Below are 16,358 nucleotides of genomic sequence, written 5' to 3'. Positions count from 1 at the left end.
CGGCCGGAGCAGCCGGAGCAGCCGGAGCGGCATCCAGAGGCTCGCGCAGTTCACGCACGCGTTCTTCGCGCTCGCCACGTGGCTTGCGATCTTCACGCGGAGCGCGCGGCGCACGTTCTTCACGAGGCGCGCGAGGTGCGCGTTCTTCGCGAGCTACTGCCGGCGTTTCTTCACGGGATTCGCGAGGCTCGCGCACTTCGCGCGGCTGACGCTCTTCACGCGGTGCGCGCTCTTCACGCGGGGCACGTTCTTCGCGCGGCTTGCGCTCTTCATCGCGGCGACCGTTACGGTTGCGGCTCTGCTGGCGACCGTTGCGACGCTCTTCGTTGCGGGCCGGACGCTCGGCGGCTGGCTTTTCAACCACAACCGGCGCGGCAGGCTCTTCCTTGGTGGCGAACAGGCTCACCAGCGACTTCACCAGGCCTTTGAACAGGCTTGGCTCAGGCACGACGGCCGGAGCAGGGGCCGGAGCGGCAACTTCGGTCGGAACTGGAGCGTTGGCACGGGCCGGAGCGGTCTTGACCGCGGCTTCCTGGCGAACCAGGGTGCGGGTCGCAGCGGCTGGCTGGACTTCTTCGACTTCGGCAGCGGCAGCGGCGATTTCGTAGCTGGACTGGTTGGTCGCTGCTTCCGGGCTGTCATCACGCAGGCGTTGCACTTCGAAGTGCGGCGTCTCGAGGTGATCGTTCGGCAGGATGACGATGCGGGCGCGGGTGCGTAGTTCGATCTTGGTGATCGAGTTGCGTTTTTCGTTGAGCAGGAACGCAGCCACCGGGATCGGCACTTGTGCACGTACTTCGGCGGTGCGGTCTTTCAGGGCTTCTTCTTCGATCAGGCGCAGGATCGCCAGGGACAGCGATTCAACGTCACGGATGATGCCGGTGCCGTTGCAACGCGGGCAGACGATGCCGCTGCTTTCGCCCAGGGATGGACGCAGGCGCTGACGGGACATTTCCAGCAGGCCGAAGCGCGAGATGCGACCGACTTGCACGCGAGCGCGGTCGGCTTCCAGGCATTCGCGGACTTTCTCTTCCACGGCGCGCTGGTTCTTGGCAGGGGTCATGTCGATGAAGTCGATGACGATCAGGCCGCCGATGTCGCGCAGGCGCAACTGACGGGCGATTTCTTCGGCCGCTTCAAGGTTGGTCTGCAGCGCGGTTTCTTCGATGTCGCTGCCTTTGGTGGCGCGCGCCGAGTTGATGTCGATGGACACCAGGGCTTCGGTCGGATCGATCACGATGGAGCCGCCGGAAGGCAGTTCGACGACGCGCTGGAAGGCGGTTTCGATCTGGCTTTCGATCTGGAAACGGTTGAACAGCGGAACGCTGTCTTCGTAGAGCTTGATCTTGCTGGCGTACTGCGGCATCACCTGGCGGATGAAGGTCAGGGCTTCGTCCTGGGCTTCAACGCTGTCGATCAGCACTTCGCCGATGTCCTGGCGCAGGTAGTCGCGGATCGCGCGGATGATCACGTTGCTTTCCTGGTAGATCAGGAACGGCGCGGCGCGGTCCAGCGAGGCTTCCTTGATGGCGGTCCACAGTTGCAGCAGGTAGTCGAGGTCCCACTGCATTTCTTCGCTGCTGCGGCCCAGGCCGGCAGTGCGCACGATCAGACCCATGTCGGCCGGGGCAACCAGGCCGTTCAGGGCTTCACGCAGTTCGTTGCGCTCTTCGCCTTCGATGCGACGGGAGATACCGCCGGCACGCGGGTTGTTCGGCATCAGCACCAGGTAACGACCGGCCAGGCTGATGAAGGTGGTCAGGGCAGCGCCCTTGTTGCCACGTTCTTCTTTTTCGACCTGAACGATGACTTCCTGGCCTTCGCTCAGGACGTCCTTGATGTTGACGCGACCTTCCGGGGCTTTCTTGAAGTATTCGCGGGAGATTTCTTTGAGGGGCAGGAAGCCGTGGCGCTCAGAGCCGAAATCGACAAAGGCAGCCTCGAGGCTTGGTTCGATGCGAGTAATCCGGCCTTTATAGATGTTGGCCTTCTTCTGCTCGCGTGCACCGGATTCGATGTCCAGGTCGTAGAGGCGCTGGCCATCTACCAGTGCAACACGCAACTCTTCGGGTTGAGTTGCGTTAATCAGCATTCTTTTCATGTAGTACCGTCGGTTTCCGGGCTGCCGGAAACGGCGTTCGGCACACACGACTTCTCACGGTCGGTGTCAGGTGCGTCGGGAGTGGTTGGCCATTTCCCGTGTCCAGCGAAGTCCGGCCAATGTGGGCCTTCATCGCGACGTACGCGTCCTGCTTGCTGTGGCTACTTAAGCACTCAGTCAGGAGGAGGAATCAACCAGCGGCTGTGGACGAGATGAAGCGTCTGGAGAAAGCCTGTTGCTACACAGTCCGGCGGTTGTGCATCTCCACCCTACACGTATCCCTGATAATTCGGGTGCTGCCGCGCGCAGAATCCGCAGCGGGTTGGCATTTACCGTGAGCTCCGAAAGGGGAGGTCACGCATCATGGCTAATTTAGGCGTTGTTTCCGATGCCTTCGCTCGAGGTCATTCGCAGCTGACTGCACTTTGTGAACTGGCCGTGAATATGGCTCGCAAAACGAGTGGAAAACTCTGCTTTGTGGCGTGATTCAGGCCTCATGTCACCTGCGCTCGTTACACCTGCAAACTCCACCGTTACGTAGCGAAAGCCCCGTAGGACGGCCTCGCGTCCTGGTGAATTGCGTTGGTCAGGGCCGGTTTTTGACCGTTGGTCCGCTGTCCAGGCCGCTTTTGGCGGCGTTCGCGACTATAGCAGCAATGATTAAGTGCTTCAATTCCATAAAAAATTGTTATCATCCGCGGCATGACGACGACTACCCCCCCGACTCCAGGCGTACAACTGCTTGAGGTCTCGCCGGAATATGCCGGCCAACGTATTGATAATTTCCTTCTCGCCCGACTCAAAGGCGTGCCCAAGACCTTGATTTACCGCATTTTGCGCAAGGGCGAAGTGCGCGTGAACAAAGGTCGGATCAAGCCCGAGTACAAGCTGCAGGCGGGCGATATCGTGCGCGTGCCGCCGGTTCGCGTGCCTGAGCGCGACGAGCCGGTGCCACTGGCACAAGGCCTGCTGCAGCGGCTCGAAGCCTCGATTGTCTTCGAAGACAAAGCCCTGATCGTGATCAACAAGCCCGCCGGCATTGCGGTTCACGGCGGTAGCGGCCTGACGTTCGGGGTGATCGAAGCCTTTCGTCAGTTGCGCCCCGATTGCAAGGAGCTCGAACTGGTTCACCGTCTCGACCGTGACACGTCCGGCCTGTTGATGATCGCCAAGAAGCGCAGCATGTTGCGTCACTTGCACACCGCGTTGCGCGGTGATGGCGTCGACAAGCGCTACATGGCGCTGGTGCGCGGTAACTGGGCGAGCTCGATCAAGCAGGTCCGTGCGTCGCTGGGCAAGAGCAATCTGCGCTCTGGCGAGCGCATGGTCGAGGTCGACGAGGAAGAGGGCAAGGAGTCGGTAACCGTGTTCAAGGTCCTGCGCCGCTTCGGCGACTTTGCCACCCTTATCGAAGCCAAGCCGATTACCGGCCGCACTCACCAGATCCGCGTCCATACCTTGCACGCCGGGCATTGCATCGCTGGCGACACCAAGTACGGCGACGAAGGTTTCAGCAAGGAAATCCGCGATCTGGGCGGCAAGCGCCTGTTCCTGCATGCCTACATGTTGACCGTGCCGTTGCCTGATGGCGGCGAGCTGAAGTTGCAGGCGCCGGTCGACGAGATGTGGGCCAAGACTGTGGAGCGATTGAGTGCGCCCATCTGATTACAAGCTGCTGATCTTCGATTGGGACGGCACGCTGGCCGATTCCATTGGCCGGATTGTCGAGGCGATGCATGTTGCCTCCCGGCGCTCCGGTTTTGAACAGCGCGACGATTTTGCCGTCAAGGGCATCATCGGCCTGGGCTTGCCGGAAGCGATCCGCACCCTGTACCCCGAGATCGATGACGCCGAATTGATCGCGTTTCGCGAGCATTACGCCGAGCATTACATTGCGTCGGAGGCCGTGCCTTCGCCGTTGTTCGAAGGAGTTGTCGAGTCGCTCGAGGCATTTCGTGCCGAGGGCTATCATCTGGCTGTGGCGACCGGCAAGGCCCGTCGCGGGCTGGATCGGGTGCTGAAGGCCCATGGCTGGGAGGATTACTTCGATATCACTCGTGCCGCCGACGAGACCGCCAGCAAGCCCCATCCGCTGATGCTCGAGCAAATTCTCGCGCATTGCGAGGTTCGCCCGGAACAGGCATTGATGGTCGGTGATTCGTCCTTTGATTTGCAGATGGCACGCAACGCCGGCATGGGGTCAGTGGCCGTAAGCTATGGCGCTCAATCGATCGATGCGCTGAAGTTGTATGAGCCGCGACTGGCCATCGACCGTTTTTCAGAATTGCACGCCTGGCTGAGTCAGCAGGCTTAACCAGTTGTTTTTGGGGTGGACGGCATGACCGACGAATGGAAGGCGCCCGCCAAGGCGAGCGCAGAGAGCGGTGACGACAAAAGCTGGAAGCTGCTGGAGAAGACGCTGCTGGCCAGTGTGCAGGAGCAGCGCCGGTCCCGTCGCTGGGGAATATTCTTCAAGTTGCTGACGTTTGTGTATCTTTTCGGTGCGATTGCTCTGTTTTCGCCGCTGATGGATATGGAAAAGGCCGCTACCCTCAGTGCAAATTACACGGCGTTGATCGATGTGGCAGGCATGATTGCCGACAAGGAACCGGCCAGCGCAGACAATATCGTCGGCAGCCTGCGCGCGGCTTTCGAGGACAAGAAGGTCAAGGGTGTCATTCTGCGCATCAACAGCCCGGGCGGCAGTCCGGTGCAGTCGGGTTATGTCTATGACGAGATCCGTCGCCTGCGTGGCCTGCATCCGGACACCAAGCTGTATGCGGTCATTTCCGACCTGGGGGCTTCCGGTGCTTACTACATCGCCAGCGCGGCGGATCAGATCTACGCCGACAAGGCGAGCCTGGTCGGCTCCATCGGTGTGACGGCGGCCGGTTACGGCTTTGTCGGCACCATGGAGAAGCTGGGCGTCGAGCGTCGCACTTACACCTCGGGCGAACACAAGTCGTTCCTCGATCCATTCCAGCCGCAGAAGCCGGAAGAAACCGCTTTCTGGCAGGGTGTGCTCGATACGACCCACAAGCAGTTCATCAACAGCGTCAAGCAAGGGCGCGGAGATCGCCTGAAGGACAAGGAGCATCCGGAGCTGTTCTCCGGTCTGGTCTGGTCCGGCGAGCAGGCGCTGCCGCTGGGATTGATCGATGGGCTGGGCAATGCCAGTTCGGTTGCGCGGGATGTGATCGGCGAGAAAGAGTTGGTGGACTTTACCGTTCAGGAGTCGCCATTCGATCGCTTCTCGAAGAAGCTCGGTGCCAGCGTGGCTGAGCATTTGGCGATGTGGATGGGGTTTAACGGTCCGTCGCTGCGTTAAGCTGTTTTAAAGATCAAAAGATCGCAGCCTGCGGCAGCTCCTACACAGATCGCCTGTAGGAGCTGCCGAAGGCTGCGATCTTTTGCTTTCAGGGTATTTGCACGCCTTCGGCCAATAGCATGTCGATCAAGCGAATCAGCGGAAGACCAATCAGGCTGGTCGCATCAGGCCCCTCGGTACTGCGAAACAGGCTGACCCCCAGGCCTTCGGCCTTGAAGCTGCCTGCGCAGTCGTAGGGCTGCTCGGCGTGCAGGTAGCGCTCGATGCGGGTCGCGTCGAGTGAGCGCATGTGTACGGTGAACGGCACGCAATCGACCTGGCAGTGCCCTGTCCGGCTGTTGAGCAAGGTCAGGCCGGTCAGGAATGTCACGCTGGCGCCGCTGGCGGCCAGCAGTTGTTCGCGGGCTTTTTCGAAGGTGTGGGGCTTGCCTATTATCCGCTCTCCCAGCACGGCGACCTGGTCGGAGCCGATTATCAGATGAGCGGTATGGCTGGCGGCCAGGGCGCGTGCCTTCTCTTCGGCAAGGCGCTTGACCAGCGCGACGGCGGATTCGCCCGGGCGATGGCTTTCGTCGATATCCGGCGAACTGCAGGTGAATGGCAGTTGCAGGCGGGCCAGCAATTCCCGGCGATAGACCGAGCCGGAAGCGAGTAATAAAGGCAGCATGCGCATCTCCATAAGGCAGGTGCGAATTCTAGCGAGGCTTCCAAGTGACGGACAGGGCTGAATTTCCTTTGACATGGCCGGGTGCATCCCTATAATGCTGCGCCTATGTTGAATGACCCGATTCCACCTCACGTTGACCCGCGCAAATTGGCTGATCGTGGCACCACCCTTCAAGGTGAAATGCTGCTGGCCGATTTGGAGAGACTCTGCGACCCGCTTTCCGACAATGTCGGTACGGTGCAGGCTAAATTCGTTTTTGAACGAGATGAACGTAAATCTGTGGTCATCCACAGCTTTATCGACACTGAAGTCAAAATGGTTTGCCAGCGTTGTCTTGAGCTGGTCACCCTGCCGATCCATAGCGAATGCAGTTACGCTGTGGTGAAGGAGGGTGCGAATACCCAGTCGTTGCCGAAAGGTTATGACGTGCTGGAACTGGGCGAAGATCCATTGGATCTGCAGTCACTGATCGAGGAGGAGCTTCTGCTCGCCTTGCCCATTGTGCCTGCTCATCATCCGGAAGAATGCCAGCAGCCGGCGGGAGCAGATGAGCCCGAACCGAGCGAGGACGAGGTAACGCGGTCCAACCCGTTCAGTGTATTGGCGCAGTTAAAGCGTGACCCAAACGTTTAGGAGTTAATCAATTATGGCTGTTCAGCAGAACAAAAAATCCCGCTCTGCCCGTGACATGCGCCGTTCGCACGACGCTCTCGAGGCTAGCACCCTGTCTGTAGAAAAAACCACCGGTGAAGTTCACCTGCGTCACCACGTATCGCCAGAAGGCGTATACCGTGGCCGTAAAGTGATCGACAAGGGCGCTGACGAGTAATCACTTGTCCGCTCAAGTCATCGCGATTGACGCAATGGGCGGGGACTTCGGTCCCCGCAGCATTGTCCAGGCCAGTCTTGCTTGCCTGTCCGCTACACCCTCGCTGCACCTGACCCTCGTCGGTCAACCCTCCCTACTTGAAGAATTGATCGCTGGCCATTCGGCTGTGGATCGCGCGCGCCTGTCGATTGCTCCGGCGAGCGAAGTCGTCGGCATGGACGAAAAACCCGCCCAGGCCTTGCGAGGCAAGCCCGATTCATCGATGCGCGTGGCCCTTGAGTTGCTGCGCGACGGTAAAGTCCAGGCCTGTGTCAGTGCCGGCAATACCGGGGCGCTGATGGCGTTGTCGCGCTTCGTGCTCAAGACCCTGCCGGGCATTGACCGTCCGGCCATGGTGGCGGCGATCCCGACACAACAGGGTTACTGCCAATTGCTCGACCTGGGTGCCAACGTCGATTGCAGTGCCGAGCATCTGTTGCAGTTTGCGGTCATGGGCTCGGTGGCGGCGGAGACGCTGGGCATCAGCCGCCCACGGGTGGCGTTGCTGAATATCGGCACCGAAGACATCAAGGGCAATCAGCAGGTCAAGCTGGCGGCGACTTTGTTGCAAGGCGCCCGGGGCATCAATTACATCGGCTTTATCGAGGGCGACGGTTTGTACCGTGGCGAAGCGGATGTGGTGGTGTGTGACGGTTTTGTCGGCAACATCCTGCTCAAATCCAGCGAAGGCCTGGCGACCATGATTGCCGGGCGCATCGAGGCGTTGTTCAAGAAGAGCCTGGCCTCACGTGCGGTCGGTGCACTGGCGCTGCCGTTGATGAAGCGTCTGCAGGCCGACCTGGCGCCTGCCCGGCATAACGGCGCGAGCTTTCTCGGCTTGCAGGGGATTGTGGTGAAGAGCCACGGTTCTGCAGGGGTCCAGGGTTTCCAAAGCGCCATTTCGCGCGCCATGATCGAGATTCAGGAGAATCTTCCCGAGCGCCTGCACGGTCGTCTGGAGGATTTGTTGCTTTAGGCGTTTTCGTCGGACAATGCTTAAATGTGACCGCTTGGTTCGATGGGCCATCCAACTGTCAGTTTCTTGCGTCCCCAAAGCGGGGCGCCAATTCTCCGACGACAAGATCATTAGGGGCTTGTTACATGTCTGCTTCCCTCGCATTCGTCTTCCCGGGACAGGGTTCGCAGTCCCTCGGCATGCTGGCCGAGCTGGGCGCACAACACCCGGTTGTCCTTGAAACATTCAAAGAAGCTTCCGATGCACTGGGTTACGACCTGTGGGCACTGACCCAGCAAGGGCCGGAAGAGCAACTCAATCAAACCGATAAAACCCAACCGGCCATTCTGACCGCCTCGATCGCCCTGTGGCGTCTGTGGCTGGCCGAGGGTGGTGCGCGTCCGGCCTACGTCGCCGGGCACAGCCTGGGTGAATACAGCGCGCTGGTGGCAGCGGGCAGCCTGAGCCTGGGCGACGCGGTGAAACTCGTCGAACGTCGTGGCCAGCTGATGCAGGAAGCCGTTCCGGCCGGGCAGGGCGGCATGGCCGCCATCCTCGGCCTGGATGATGCCGACGTACTGGCCGCCTGTGCCGAAGCGGCGCAAGGCGAAGTGGTCAGCGCGGTGAACTTCAACTCCCCGGGCCAGGTGGTCATCGCCGGTGCCAAGGCTGCGGTCGAGCGCGCCATCGAAGGCTGCAAGGCGCGTGGTGCCAAGCGCGCCATGCCGCTACCGGTCAGCGTGCCGTCCCACTGCGAGCTGATGCGTCCGGCTGCCGAGCGTTTTGCCGAATCGATCGCCGCGATCAACTGGCAGGCGCCACAGATTCCTGTGGTCCAGAACGTCAGCGCCGAAGTGCCGGCCGATCTGGAAACCCTCAAGCGTGATCTGCTCGAACAGCTGTACAAGCCCGTACGCTGGGTCGAATCCGTACAGGCGCTGGCTGCCAGGGGCGCGACCAATCTGGTCGAGTGCGGCCCGGGTAAAGTGCTGGCCGGTCTGAACAAGCGTTGCGCCGAAGGCGTATCGACATCCAACCTCAATACCCCAGACGCTTTCGCTGCCGCCCGTGCAGCGTTGGCCTGAATCAGGAGAAGCTTGCATGAGTCTGCAAGGTAAAGTTGCACTGGTCACCGGTGCAAGCCGTGGCATCGGCCAGGCTATCGCCCTGGAACTGGGTCGTCAGGGTGCCATCGTTGTCGGTACCGCGACTTCCGCGTCGGGTGCCGAGCGTATTGCCGCGACCCTGAAGGAAAACGGTATTCAAGGCACCGGCCTGGAACTCAATGTCACTAGTGACGAGTCCGTGGCGGCGGTCCTGGCGAGCATCCAGGAGCAGTTCGGTGCGCCGGCGATCCTGGTCAACAATGCCGGTATCACCCGCGATAACCTGATGATGCGCATGAAAGACGACGAGTGGCACGACGTTGTCGATACCAACCTGAACAGTCTGTTCCGCCTGTCCAAGGGCGTTTTGCGTGGCATGACCAAAGCCCGTTGGGGCCGAATTATCAGTATTGGTTCGGTTGTGGGTGCCATGGGCAACGCAGGCCAAGTAAACTACGCTGCCGCCAAGGCCGGTCTGGAAGGTTTCAGCCGTGCATTGGCGCGTGAAGTCGGTTCGCGTGCGATTACGGTAAACTCGGTGGCCCCAGGGTTCATCGATACCGATATGACCCGTGAACTCCCCGAGGCGCAGCGTGAAGCCTTGCAGACGCAGATTCCGCTGGGTCGTCTGGGGCAAGCTCAAGAGATCGCGTCCGTGGTCGCTTTTCTTGCGTCGGACGGTGCGGCTTACGTTACCGGAGCTACAATCCCGGTGAACGGCGGGATGTACATGTAATTCAAATGTGACGGATTGCTTCAAAAAAATGTCATACGAGCTGTCTAAAATCCGTTATAAAGCTGCAATCTATTTATAGGCAGAGGGTCACCGGGTTCGAGGAGTGAAGCTTTCAGTTGAAAAGCTGAAAAGCCTTTCTATACACTTACCCACTGGCCAGCTGCCTGAATTTGTCCATTAGGAGTGAAAACAAGGTATGAGCACCATCGAAGAGCGCGTCAAGAAAATCGTTGCTGAGCAACTGGGCGTTAAAGAAGAAGAAGTGGTCAACACTGCTTCCTTCGTTGAAGACCTGGGTGCCGACTCCCTTGACACCGTTGAGCTGGTGATGGCTCTGGAAGAGGAATTCGAGACCGAAATCCCTGACGAAGAAGCCGAGAAGATCACTACTGTACAAGCTGCAATCGACTACGTTACTAGCCACCAGGCGTAATAGTTTGTAATCGTTGCTCGCTGTCATGGAAAAACCGCACTGCCATCATGGCGTGCGGTTTTTTCTTTAGGCCTGATGCAAAGTCGTCATTTGAAAAAAGGAGAGTGCTGTGTCGCGTAGACGCGTCGTAGTCACCGGTATGGGTATGTTGTCGCCACTGGGTACGGATGTGCCGAGCAGCTGGCAGGGCATTCTGGCTGGCCGCAGTGGCATTGGTCTGATCGAACACACCGACCTTTCTGCCTATTCCACCCGTTTTGGCGGCTCGGTAAAGGACTTCAATGTCGAGGAATACCTGTCGGTCAAGGAAGCCCGCAAACTCGACCTGTTCATTCAGTACGGTCTGGCAGCAGGTTTTCAGGCGGTACGCAATTCCGGTCTGGAAGTCACTGACGCCAACCGTGAGCGTATCGGCGTGGCCATGGGCTCGGGTATTGGCGGTCTGACCAATATCGAAGAAACCGCCCGCACGCTGCACGAGACCGGCCCACGGCGGATTTCCCCGTTCTTCGTGCCAGGCTCGATCATCAATATGATTTCCGGTTTCCTGTCGATCCATCTGGGGGCACAGGGACCTAACTACGCCATCGCCACGGCCTGTACCACCGGTACCCACTGCATTGGCATGGCAGCACGCAACATCATGTACGACGAAGCCGACGTGATGATTGCCGGCGGCGCCGAGATGGCAGCCTGCGGCCTGGGCATGGGCGGCTTCGGTGCCTCGCGCGCTCTGTCCACCCGCAACGACGAGCCGACCCGCGCCAGCCGTCCATGGGACAAGGGCCGTGACGGCTTCGTGCTGTCCAATGGTGCCGGTGCACTGGTTCTGGAAGAGCTGGAACACGCCAAGGCCCGTGGTGCGACCATCTACGCCGAACTCATTGGCTTCGGCACCAGCGGCGATGCCTACCATATGACTTCGCCACCTGCCGATGGCGCGGGTGCTGCCCGCTGCATCACCAATGCGCTGCGCGATGCGAAGATCAATGGCGATCAAGTGCAGTACATCAACGCCCACGGCACGTCGACTCCCGCTGGCGATCTCGCTGAGGTCAACGCGATCAAGTCGGTGTTCGGCGAGCATGCCTACAAGCTGGCCGTCAGTTCGACCAAATCCATGACCGGCCACCTGCTGGGTGCGGCGGGTGCGGTCGAGGCGATCTTCAGCGTGCTGGCGATCAACAGCCAGGTAGCGCCGCCGACCATCAACCTTGATGAGCCGGACGAAGGCTGCGACCTCGATTTCGTGCCGCACACCGCGCGCAACATGGATATCGATGTGGTCGTGTCCAACTCCTTCGGTTTTGGCGGCACCAACGGCTCGCTGGTGTTCCGCCGGTTCGCAGGCTGATGGACTGCTGGGTCGACGGTCAGCCGGCTGACGCTCTGTCGCTGAAGGATCGCGGCCTGGCTTATGGCGATGGTCTGTTCGAAACCATCGCCGTGCGCAACGGACAGCCCGTGTTGCTGGAGCGGCATCTGTCGCGTCTGGCGGATGGCTGTTCGCGTCTGGCGCTTGCTGCCGATCAGGAATTGATCCGCAGCGAACTGCTGGCCTACGCCGCGGCATTGGGTGACGGGGTGCTCAAGCTCATGCTCACTCGTGGCGACGGCCTGCGCGGTTACGCGCCCGATCCTTCGGCCCAGGCCCGACGCATTCTGCAAGGCAGTCCACCTGCAGCCTACGCTGCCGCGCATGGTGAGCAGGGTGTTCGTCTGTTTCCCTGCACCACGCGATTGTCCAGGCAGCCATTACTGGCCGGTCTCAAGCACCTCAATCGACTTGAACAAGTCCTCGCCCGTGCCGAATGGCAGGACACCGAGCATGCCGAAGGCTTGATGCTCGATCAGGCCGGGTGCGTGATCGAGGGCGTGTTCAGCAATCTGTTCCTGGTGCGTGACGGTGTGCTCATCACGGCTGATCTCAAGCGCTGCGGTGTGGCCGGGGTGATGCGTGCCGAATTATTGTTCCAGGCCGGGTTGCTGGGAATCCCCACGCAAATCACCGACATCCCCCTCGAACAGCTGCAATGGGCTGACGAAGTCTTTGTCTGCAACAGCGTGTATGGTATCTGGCCTGTGCGTGCCTATGCAGCTCTTCACTGGCCGGTTGGGCCGCTCACCCGTAAACTCCAAACCATTGCCCGTGCGCTACTGGATGCTTGATACGTGAGACGTAAACTCTTGCTGCTGCTGGAAACCGGAGTGGTTCTGGCAGGGCTGCTGATGGGTGCTTCAGCCTGGAAAATTCATTCGGCGCTGGTACAACCGCTGAACATTGCCCAGGAACAATTGCTGGATGTGCCCAAGGGCACCACGCCGACCCGCACCTTCTACCGACTTGAAGCCAATGGCGTCATCAAGGACGCCTTCTGGCTGCGCGTGTATTGGCGCTTCAATCTCGCCAAGCAACCCCTGCACAGCGGTGAATACCGCATGAAGCCGGGCATGACCGTCGAAGGCCTGATCGACCTGTGGAAACGCGGGGAAATGGTACAGTACAGCCTCACCTTGGTCGAAGGCTGGAATTTCCGCCAGGTGCGCGCAGCGCTGGCCAAGGAAGAGAAACTCGATCATAGCCTCGACGGCTTGAGCGATAGCCAGGTCATGGACAAGCTCGGCCATACCGGGATTTTTCCGGAAGGGCGCTTCTTCCCTGACACCTATCGATACGTGCGCGGCATGTCCGATATCGAGCTGCTGAAAACCGCCTACGACCGTCTCGACGAAGTGCTCGCCAGGGAATGGGAGCAGCGCGCCGCGGATGCGCCGTACACCGAGCCCTATCAAGCGCTGATCATGGCCTCGCTGGTCGAAAAGGAAACCGGCGTACCGCAGGAGCGCGGGCAGATTGCCGGCGTGTTTGTACGGCGGATGGCGATGGGCATGCTGCTGCAGACCGACCCGACGGTGATCTACGGCCTCGGCGACCGCTACAGCGGCAAGCTGACCCGGGCCCACCTCAAGGAAGCGACGCCCTACAACACCTACATGAATGCGGGCCTGCCGCCGACGCCTATTTCCATGGTCGGTCGCGAAGCCATTCATGCGGCACTCAATCCGGTGGAGGGCAACAGCCTCTACTTCGTGGCGCGTGGTGATGGCACTCACGTGTTCTCCGACGATTTGGATGCCCACAACAATGCCGTGAAGGAGTTCCAGCTCAAGCGTCGCGCCGATTACCGCTCCAGCCCGGCGCCTACTGCCACGCCAGAGACAGCGCCGACCCAGACTGAGCAAAACGGTACGCAGGAGGCCAAGGCTTCGCAGGAGCTGGCACCGATCCCGGCCGCTTCACCGAGCACGGCACCCGAGGCGCTGCCGCAAGTGCCGGCGCAAGATCCTGCGCCAGCTCCTGAAACACCGGAGCCCGATGCAAGCGCACCGAATAGCCCGCAATGACTCTGATTAAGGACTGCCTGTGACTGGCTTGTTTATTACTCTGGAAGGCCCGGAAGGCGCCGGCAAGAGCACCAATCGCGAATACCTGGCCGAGCGCTTGCGCGCCGCCGGCATCGAGGTGGTGCTGACCCGCGAGCCGGGGGGCACGCCGTTGGCCGAGCGCATCCGTGAAGTGCTGTTGGCCCCGGTCGACGAAGTCATGAACCCGGATACCGAGTTGCTGTTGGTGTTCGCGGCGCGTGCCCAGCACCTGGCTGAAGTGATTCGCCCGGCACTGGCCCGCGGTGCCGTGGTCTTGTGTGATCGTTTTACCGATTCGACTTATGCCTACCAGGGCGGCGGCCGTGGCTTGTCGCTTGAGCGCATCGCGGCTCTGGAAACCTTCGTTCAAGGCGATCTGCGCCCGGACCTGACACTGATTTTCGATCTGCCTGTCGAGGTCGGCCTGGCCCGCGCCAGCGCACGTGGCCGCCTGGATCGCTTCGAACTCGAAGGCCGGACCTTTTTCGATGCCGTACGCCATGCGTTCCTCAAGCGGGCCAAGGCGGATCCGGCGCGTTATGTGCTGGTCGATGCGGCGCAACCGTTGGCACAGGTTCAGCAATCGCTGGATGCCTTGCTGCCACGCCTGCTGGAGTTGAACCGTGGCTGAGGCCTATCCGTGGCAGGAAAACCTCTGGCAGCACCTGGCGGGTCGCGCACAGCATGCGCACGCCTACCTGCTGCATGGCCCGGCCGGGATCGGCAAGCGGGCACTGGCCGAACGCCTGATGGCCAGCTTGCTGTGCCAGCGCCCGACGGCGCTGGAGGCCTGCGGCGAATGCAAATCCTGTCTGTTGCTCAAGGCTGGCAGCCACCCGGATAACTACATCCTTGAACCGGAAGAAGCCGACAAGGCGATCAAGGTCGATCAGGTTCGCGATCTGGTCGGTTTCGTGGTGCAGACCGCGCAGTTGGGCGGGCGCAAAGTGGTGCTGATCGAGCCGGTCGAGTCGATGAACATCAACGCCGCCAACGCCTTGCTCAAGAGCCTCGAAGAGCCGTCCGGCGATACGGTTTTGTTGCTGGTGAGCCATCAGCCGAGCCGCTTGCTGCCCACCATCAAGAGTCGCTGCGTGCAGCAGGCCTGTCCGCTGCCGGGCGAGGCCATGAGCTTGAAGTGGCTGGCCCAGGCATTGCCGGAATGTTCCGAAGAGGAGCGCGTCGAGTTGCTGACGCTGGCCGCAGGTTCGCCACTGGCGGCAGTCAATCTCCAGGCCCAGGGCGTGCGTGAACAGCGCATGCAAGTCGTGGAAGGGGTGAAGAAGCTCCTCAAGCAACAGCAGTCGCCGACGCAACTGGCCGAAGAATGGAAAAACATTCCGATGTTGCGCCTGTTCGATTGGTTCTGCGACTGGTCGAGCCTGATCCTGCGCTATCAGTTGACTCAGGACGAAGCCGGCCTCGGCCTGGCCGACATGCGCAAGGTGGTGCAATACCTGGCGCAGAAAACCGCCCAGGGCAAAGTCCTCGATATTCAGGACTGGATTCTCGCCCAGCGACAGAAAGTCTTGAGCAAGGCCAACCTCAATCCGGCCTTGCTGCTGGAAGCCTTGCTGGTGCAATGGGCGTCATTGCCTGCCCAAAGATGACTGTCTGCGCCTAGAATTCATCAGTACACCCGACCGTCCCACCCATTCGATGTAAGTTGCAGCCCTTTATGCTCGTAGATTCCCATTGTCACCTCGATCGCCTCGACCTGGCCGCCCACGACGGCTCCCTGGATGCTGCCCTGGATGCCGCCCGGCAGCGCGGGGTAGGGCACTTTCTGTGTATCGGTGTCAGCGCGGACAACGCGGCCGACGTCAAGGCCCTGGCCGAACGTTATGACGACGTCGACTGCTCGGTGGGCGTGCACCCTCTGGATGTACAACCGGGTGCCGCGCCTGCGCTGGACTGGCTGTTGCAGGAGCTCAATCACCCGCGGGTGGTCGCCATCGGCGAAACCGGCCTCGATTACCACTACGAGCCGGAAGCGGCGCAGTTGCAGCAGGAGTCCTTTCGCCTGCACCTGCAAGCGGCGCAGCAGACCGGCAAACCGGTGATCATCCACACCCGTGGGGCCCGCACCGATACCCTGGACTTGCTGCGCGAAGCGGCACTGCCCCAGGCGGGCGTATTGCACTGCTTTACCGAAGACTGGGAAATGGCGAAGGCTGCGCTGGACATGGGCTATTACATTTCCTTGTCCGGGATTGTCACTTTTCGCAATGCCGATGCGTTGCGCGACGTGGCCAGCAAGGTGCCGGCCGACCGACTGCTGGTGGAAACCGATTCGCCCTACCTGGCGCCGATTCCCCATCGCGGCAAGCCAAACCTGCCGCAGTACGTACGTGAAGTAGCGGAATTTCTGGCAATGTTGCGTGGTGAACCCTACGAGCGGTTTGCCGAGCAGACCACGGCCAATTTCAAGCGGCTGTTCCCGCTGGCACATGTGAAAGGTTAAATCGCAGGCAAAAAAAACCCGGGTTCTGGGGGGTGAATCCGGGTTAAGACCATTAGGAGTAAAACAATGGCACGCGGTCCGTTGGTACCAATATCGGCGTGACACTTGGGGGAGATGCCCCGCCGACAGTTCAAGTATTGATCAGGATTTCGCCTCGTCCAGTTTGCTGGTCAGGGTTTTTAAACAAATTTGGAATACGTGCGCTTCGGAAGAGTTCTCATCAACCGGCAATCGTGCGCGGAATGACCGGAAAGCGCAGATATGGTCGGATGAT

17 protein-coding genes are annotated in these 16,358 nt (G+C 60.5%); 15 read left to right on the top strand and 2 right to left on the bottom strand.

Translation table 11 applies throughout. The annotated features are described in order from the left end of the window. On the bottom strand, positions 1–2,101 hold a 2,101-nt coding region (gene rne / locus PMI26_RS08560), incomplete at its 3' end, for a ribonuclease E (protein ID WP_007977059.1). Positions 2,102–2,803: 702 nt separating this feature from the next. On the opposite strand from rne, the gene rluC reads away from it, so the two are divergent. From rluC to PMI26_RS08575, 3 genes are read left to right on the top strand one after another with little or no spacing between them, the layout of a single operon-like run. Continuing rightward, positions 2,804–3,766 (top strand): 23S rRNA pseudouridine(955/2504/2580) synthase RluC, encoded by a 963-nt coding sequence (rluC, locus tag PMI26_RS08565; RefSeq protein WP_007977058.1) that lies wholly within the window; start codon positions 2,804–2,806, stop codon positions 3,764–3,766. Next, complete coding sequence (locus tag PMI26_RS08570; RefSeq protein ID WP_007977057.1) at positions 3,753–4,415, top strand: HAD-IA family hydrolase; 663 nt, start codon at positions 3,753–3,755, stop codon at positions 4,413–4,415. The genes rluC and PMI26_RS08570 overlap by 14 nt, the downstream gene beginning before the upstream one ends. A gap of 24 nt (positions 4,416–4,439) precedes the next feature. Further along, the gene (locus tag PMI26_RS08575; RefSeq protein ID WP_007977056.1) at positions 4,440–5,429 is read left to right on the top strand and encodes a S49 family peptidase; all 990 of its coding nucleotides are present in this window, start codon (positions 4,440–4,442) and stop codon (positions 5,427–5,429) included. 88 nt (positions 5,430–5,517) lie between these two features. Here the strand turns inward: PMI26_RS08575 and PMI26_RS08580 are convergent, their stop codons facing one another. Further along, entirely contained in the window at positions 5,518–6,096 is a 579-nt protein-coding gene (locus PMI26_RS08580) for a Maf family protein (protein ID WP_007977055.1), read from the bottom strand. 105 nt (positions 6,097–6,201) lie between these two features. Between PMI26_RS08580 and PMI26_RS08585 the strand changes: the two genes are divergently transcribed. The 12 genes from PMI26_RS08585 to PMI26_RS08640 all read left to right on the top strand — a co-directional run bounded on the left by PMI26_RS08585 (position 6,202) and on the right by PMI26_RS08640 (position 16,084). Then, the gene (locus tag PMI26_RS08585) at positions 6,202–6,729 is read left to right on the top strand and encodes a YceD family protein (protein WP_007942001.1); all 528 of its coding nucleotides are present in this window, start codon (positions 6,202–6,204) and stop codon (positions 6,727–6,729) included. Between the two features lie 13 nt (positions 6,730–6,742). Next, positions 6,743–6,925 (top strand): 50S ribosomal protein L32, encoded by a 183-nt coding sequence (gene rpmF, locus PMI26_RS08590; protein ID WP_003179396.1) that lies wholly within the window; start codon positions 6,743–6,745, stop codon positions 6,923–6,925. Positions 6,926–6,929: 4 nt separating this feature from the next. Then, the gene (gene plsX, locus PMI26_RS08595; RefSeq protein ID WP_081501000.1) at positions 6,930–7,940 is read left to right on the top strand and encodes a phosphate acyltransferase PlsX; all 1,011 of its coding nucleotides are present in this window, start codon (positions 6,930–6,932) and stop codon (positions 7,938–7,940) included. Positions 7,941–8,065: 125 nt separating this feature from the next. Next, entirely contained in the window at positions 8,066–9,004 is a 939-nt protein-coding gene (fabD, locus tag PMI26_RS08600) for an ACP S-malonyltransferase (RefSeq protein WP_007977053.1), read from the top strand. A gap of 16 nt (positions 9,005–9,020) precedes the next feature. Further along, a complete protein-coding gene (gene fabG, locus PMI26_RS08605) occupies positions 9,021–9,761 on the top strand; it encodes a 3-oxoacyl-ACP reductase FabG (RefSeq protein ID WP_007977052.1) in 741 nt (246 codons plus the stop codon). Positions 9,762–9,957: 196 nt separating this feature from the next. Further along, positions 9,958–10,194, top strand: coding sequence for an acyl carrier protein (gene acpP, locus PMI26_RS08610; RefSeq protein ID WP_003175607.1), 237 nt, complete (start codon positions 9,958–9,960; stop codon positions 10,192–10,194). 109 nt (positions 10,195–10,303) lie between these two features. Beyond that, entirely contained in the window at positions 10,304–11,548 is a 1,245-nt protein-coding gene (gene fabF / locus PMI26_RS08615) for a beta-ketoacyl-ACP synthase II (protein ID WP_007977050.1), read from the top strand. Further along, on the top strand, positions 11,548–12,363 hold the full coding sequence (gene pabC / locus PMI26_RS08620) for an aminodeoxychorismate lyase (RefSeq protein WP_007977049.1): 816 nt from the start codon (positions 11,548–11,550) through the stop codon (positions 12,361–12,363). Before fabF ends, pabC begins: the two co-directional genes overlap by 1 nt. Positions 12,364–12,366: 3 nt before the next feature. After that, entirely contained in the window at positions 12,367–13,599 is a 1,233-nt protein-coding gene (mltG, locus tag PMI26_RS08625; protein ID WP_007977047.1) for an endolytic transglycosylase MltG, read from the top strand. Positions 13,600–13,618: 19 nt separating this feature from the next. Next, positions 13,619–14,251: a dTMP kinase gene (gene tmk, locus PMI26_RS08630; RefSeq protein ID WP_007977045.1), complete on the top strand. Its 633-nt coding sequence runs from the start codon at positions 13,619–13,621 to the stop codon at positions 14,249–14,251. After that, positions 14,244–15,230, top strand: coding sequence for a DNA polymerase III subunit delta' (locus tag PMI26_RS08635; protein ID WP_007977044.1), 987 nt, complete (start codon positions 14,244–14,246; stop codon positions 15,228–15,230). Before tmk ends, PMI26_RS08635 begins: the two co-directional genes overlap by 8 nt. Before the next feature lie 68 nt (positions 15,231–15,298). Next, positions 15,299–16,084 carry a TatD family hydrolase gene (locus PMI26_RS08640; RefSeq protein WP_007977042.1) on the top strand — a complete coding sequence of 262 codons (786 nt, stop codon included), beginning with the start codon at positions 15,299–15,301 and terminating at the stop codon, positions 16,082–16,084. Positions 16,085–16,358: the final 274 nt, after the last annotated feature.

The sequence above is a fragment of the Pseudomonas sp. GM33 genome (assembly GCF_000282295.1).
Taxonomy (GTDB): Bacteria; Pseudomonadota; Gammaproteobacteria; order Pseudomonadales; family Pseudomonadaceae; genus Aquipseudomonas; species Aquipseudomonas laurylsulfatiphila.
This window is presented reverse-complemented; position numbering and strand designations above follow the sequence as displayed.

Excerpts from the sequence above, each read along its gene's own strand:
- rluC (WP_007977058.1), top strand. The coding sequence starts at position 2,804 with ATGACGACGACTACCCCCCCGACTCCAGGCGTACAACTGCTTGAGGTC.
- PMI26_RS08575 (WP_007977056.1), top strand. The coding sequence starts at position 4,440 with ATGACCGACGAATGGAAGGCGCCCGCCAAGGCGAGCGCAGAGAGCGGT.
- PMI26_RS08580 (WP_007977055.1), bottom strand. The coding sequence starts at position 6,096 with ATGCTGCCTTTATTACTCGCTTCCGGCTCGGTCTATCGCCGGGAATTG.
- PMI26_RS08585 (WP_007942001.1), top strand. The coding sequence starts at position 6,202 with ATGTTGAATGACCCGATTCCACCTCACGTTGACCCGCGCAAATTGGCT.
- rpmF (WP_003179396.1), top strand. The coding sequence starts at position 6,743 with ATGGCTGTTCAGCAGAACAAAAAATCCCGCTCTGCCCGTGACATGCGC.
- fabD (WP_007977053.1), top strand. The coding sequence starts at position 8,066 with ATGTCTGCTTCCCTCGCATTCGTCTTCCCGGGACAGGGTTCGCAGTCC.
- fabG (WP_007977052.1), top strand. The coding sequence starts at position 9,021 with ATGAGTCTGCAAGGTAAAGTTGCACTGGTCACCGGTGCAAGCCGTGGC.
- acpP (WP_003175607.1), top strand. The coding sequence starts at position 9,958 with ATGAGCACCATCGAAGAGCGCGTCAAGAAAATCGTTGCTGAGCAACTG.
- pabC (WP_007977049.1), top strand. The coding sequence starts at position 11,548 with ATGGACTGCTGGGTCGACGGTCAGCCGGCTGACGCTCTGTCGCTGAAG.
- PMI26_RS08640 (WP_007977042.1), top strand. The coding sequence starts at position 15,299 with ATGCTCGTAGATTCCCATTGTCACCTCGATCGCCTCGACCTGGCCGCC.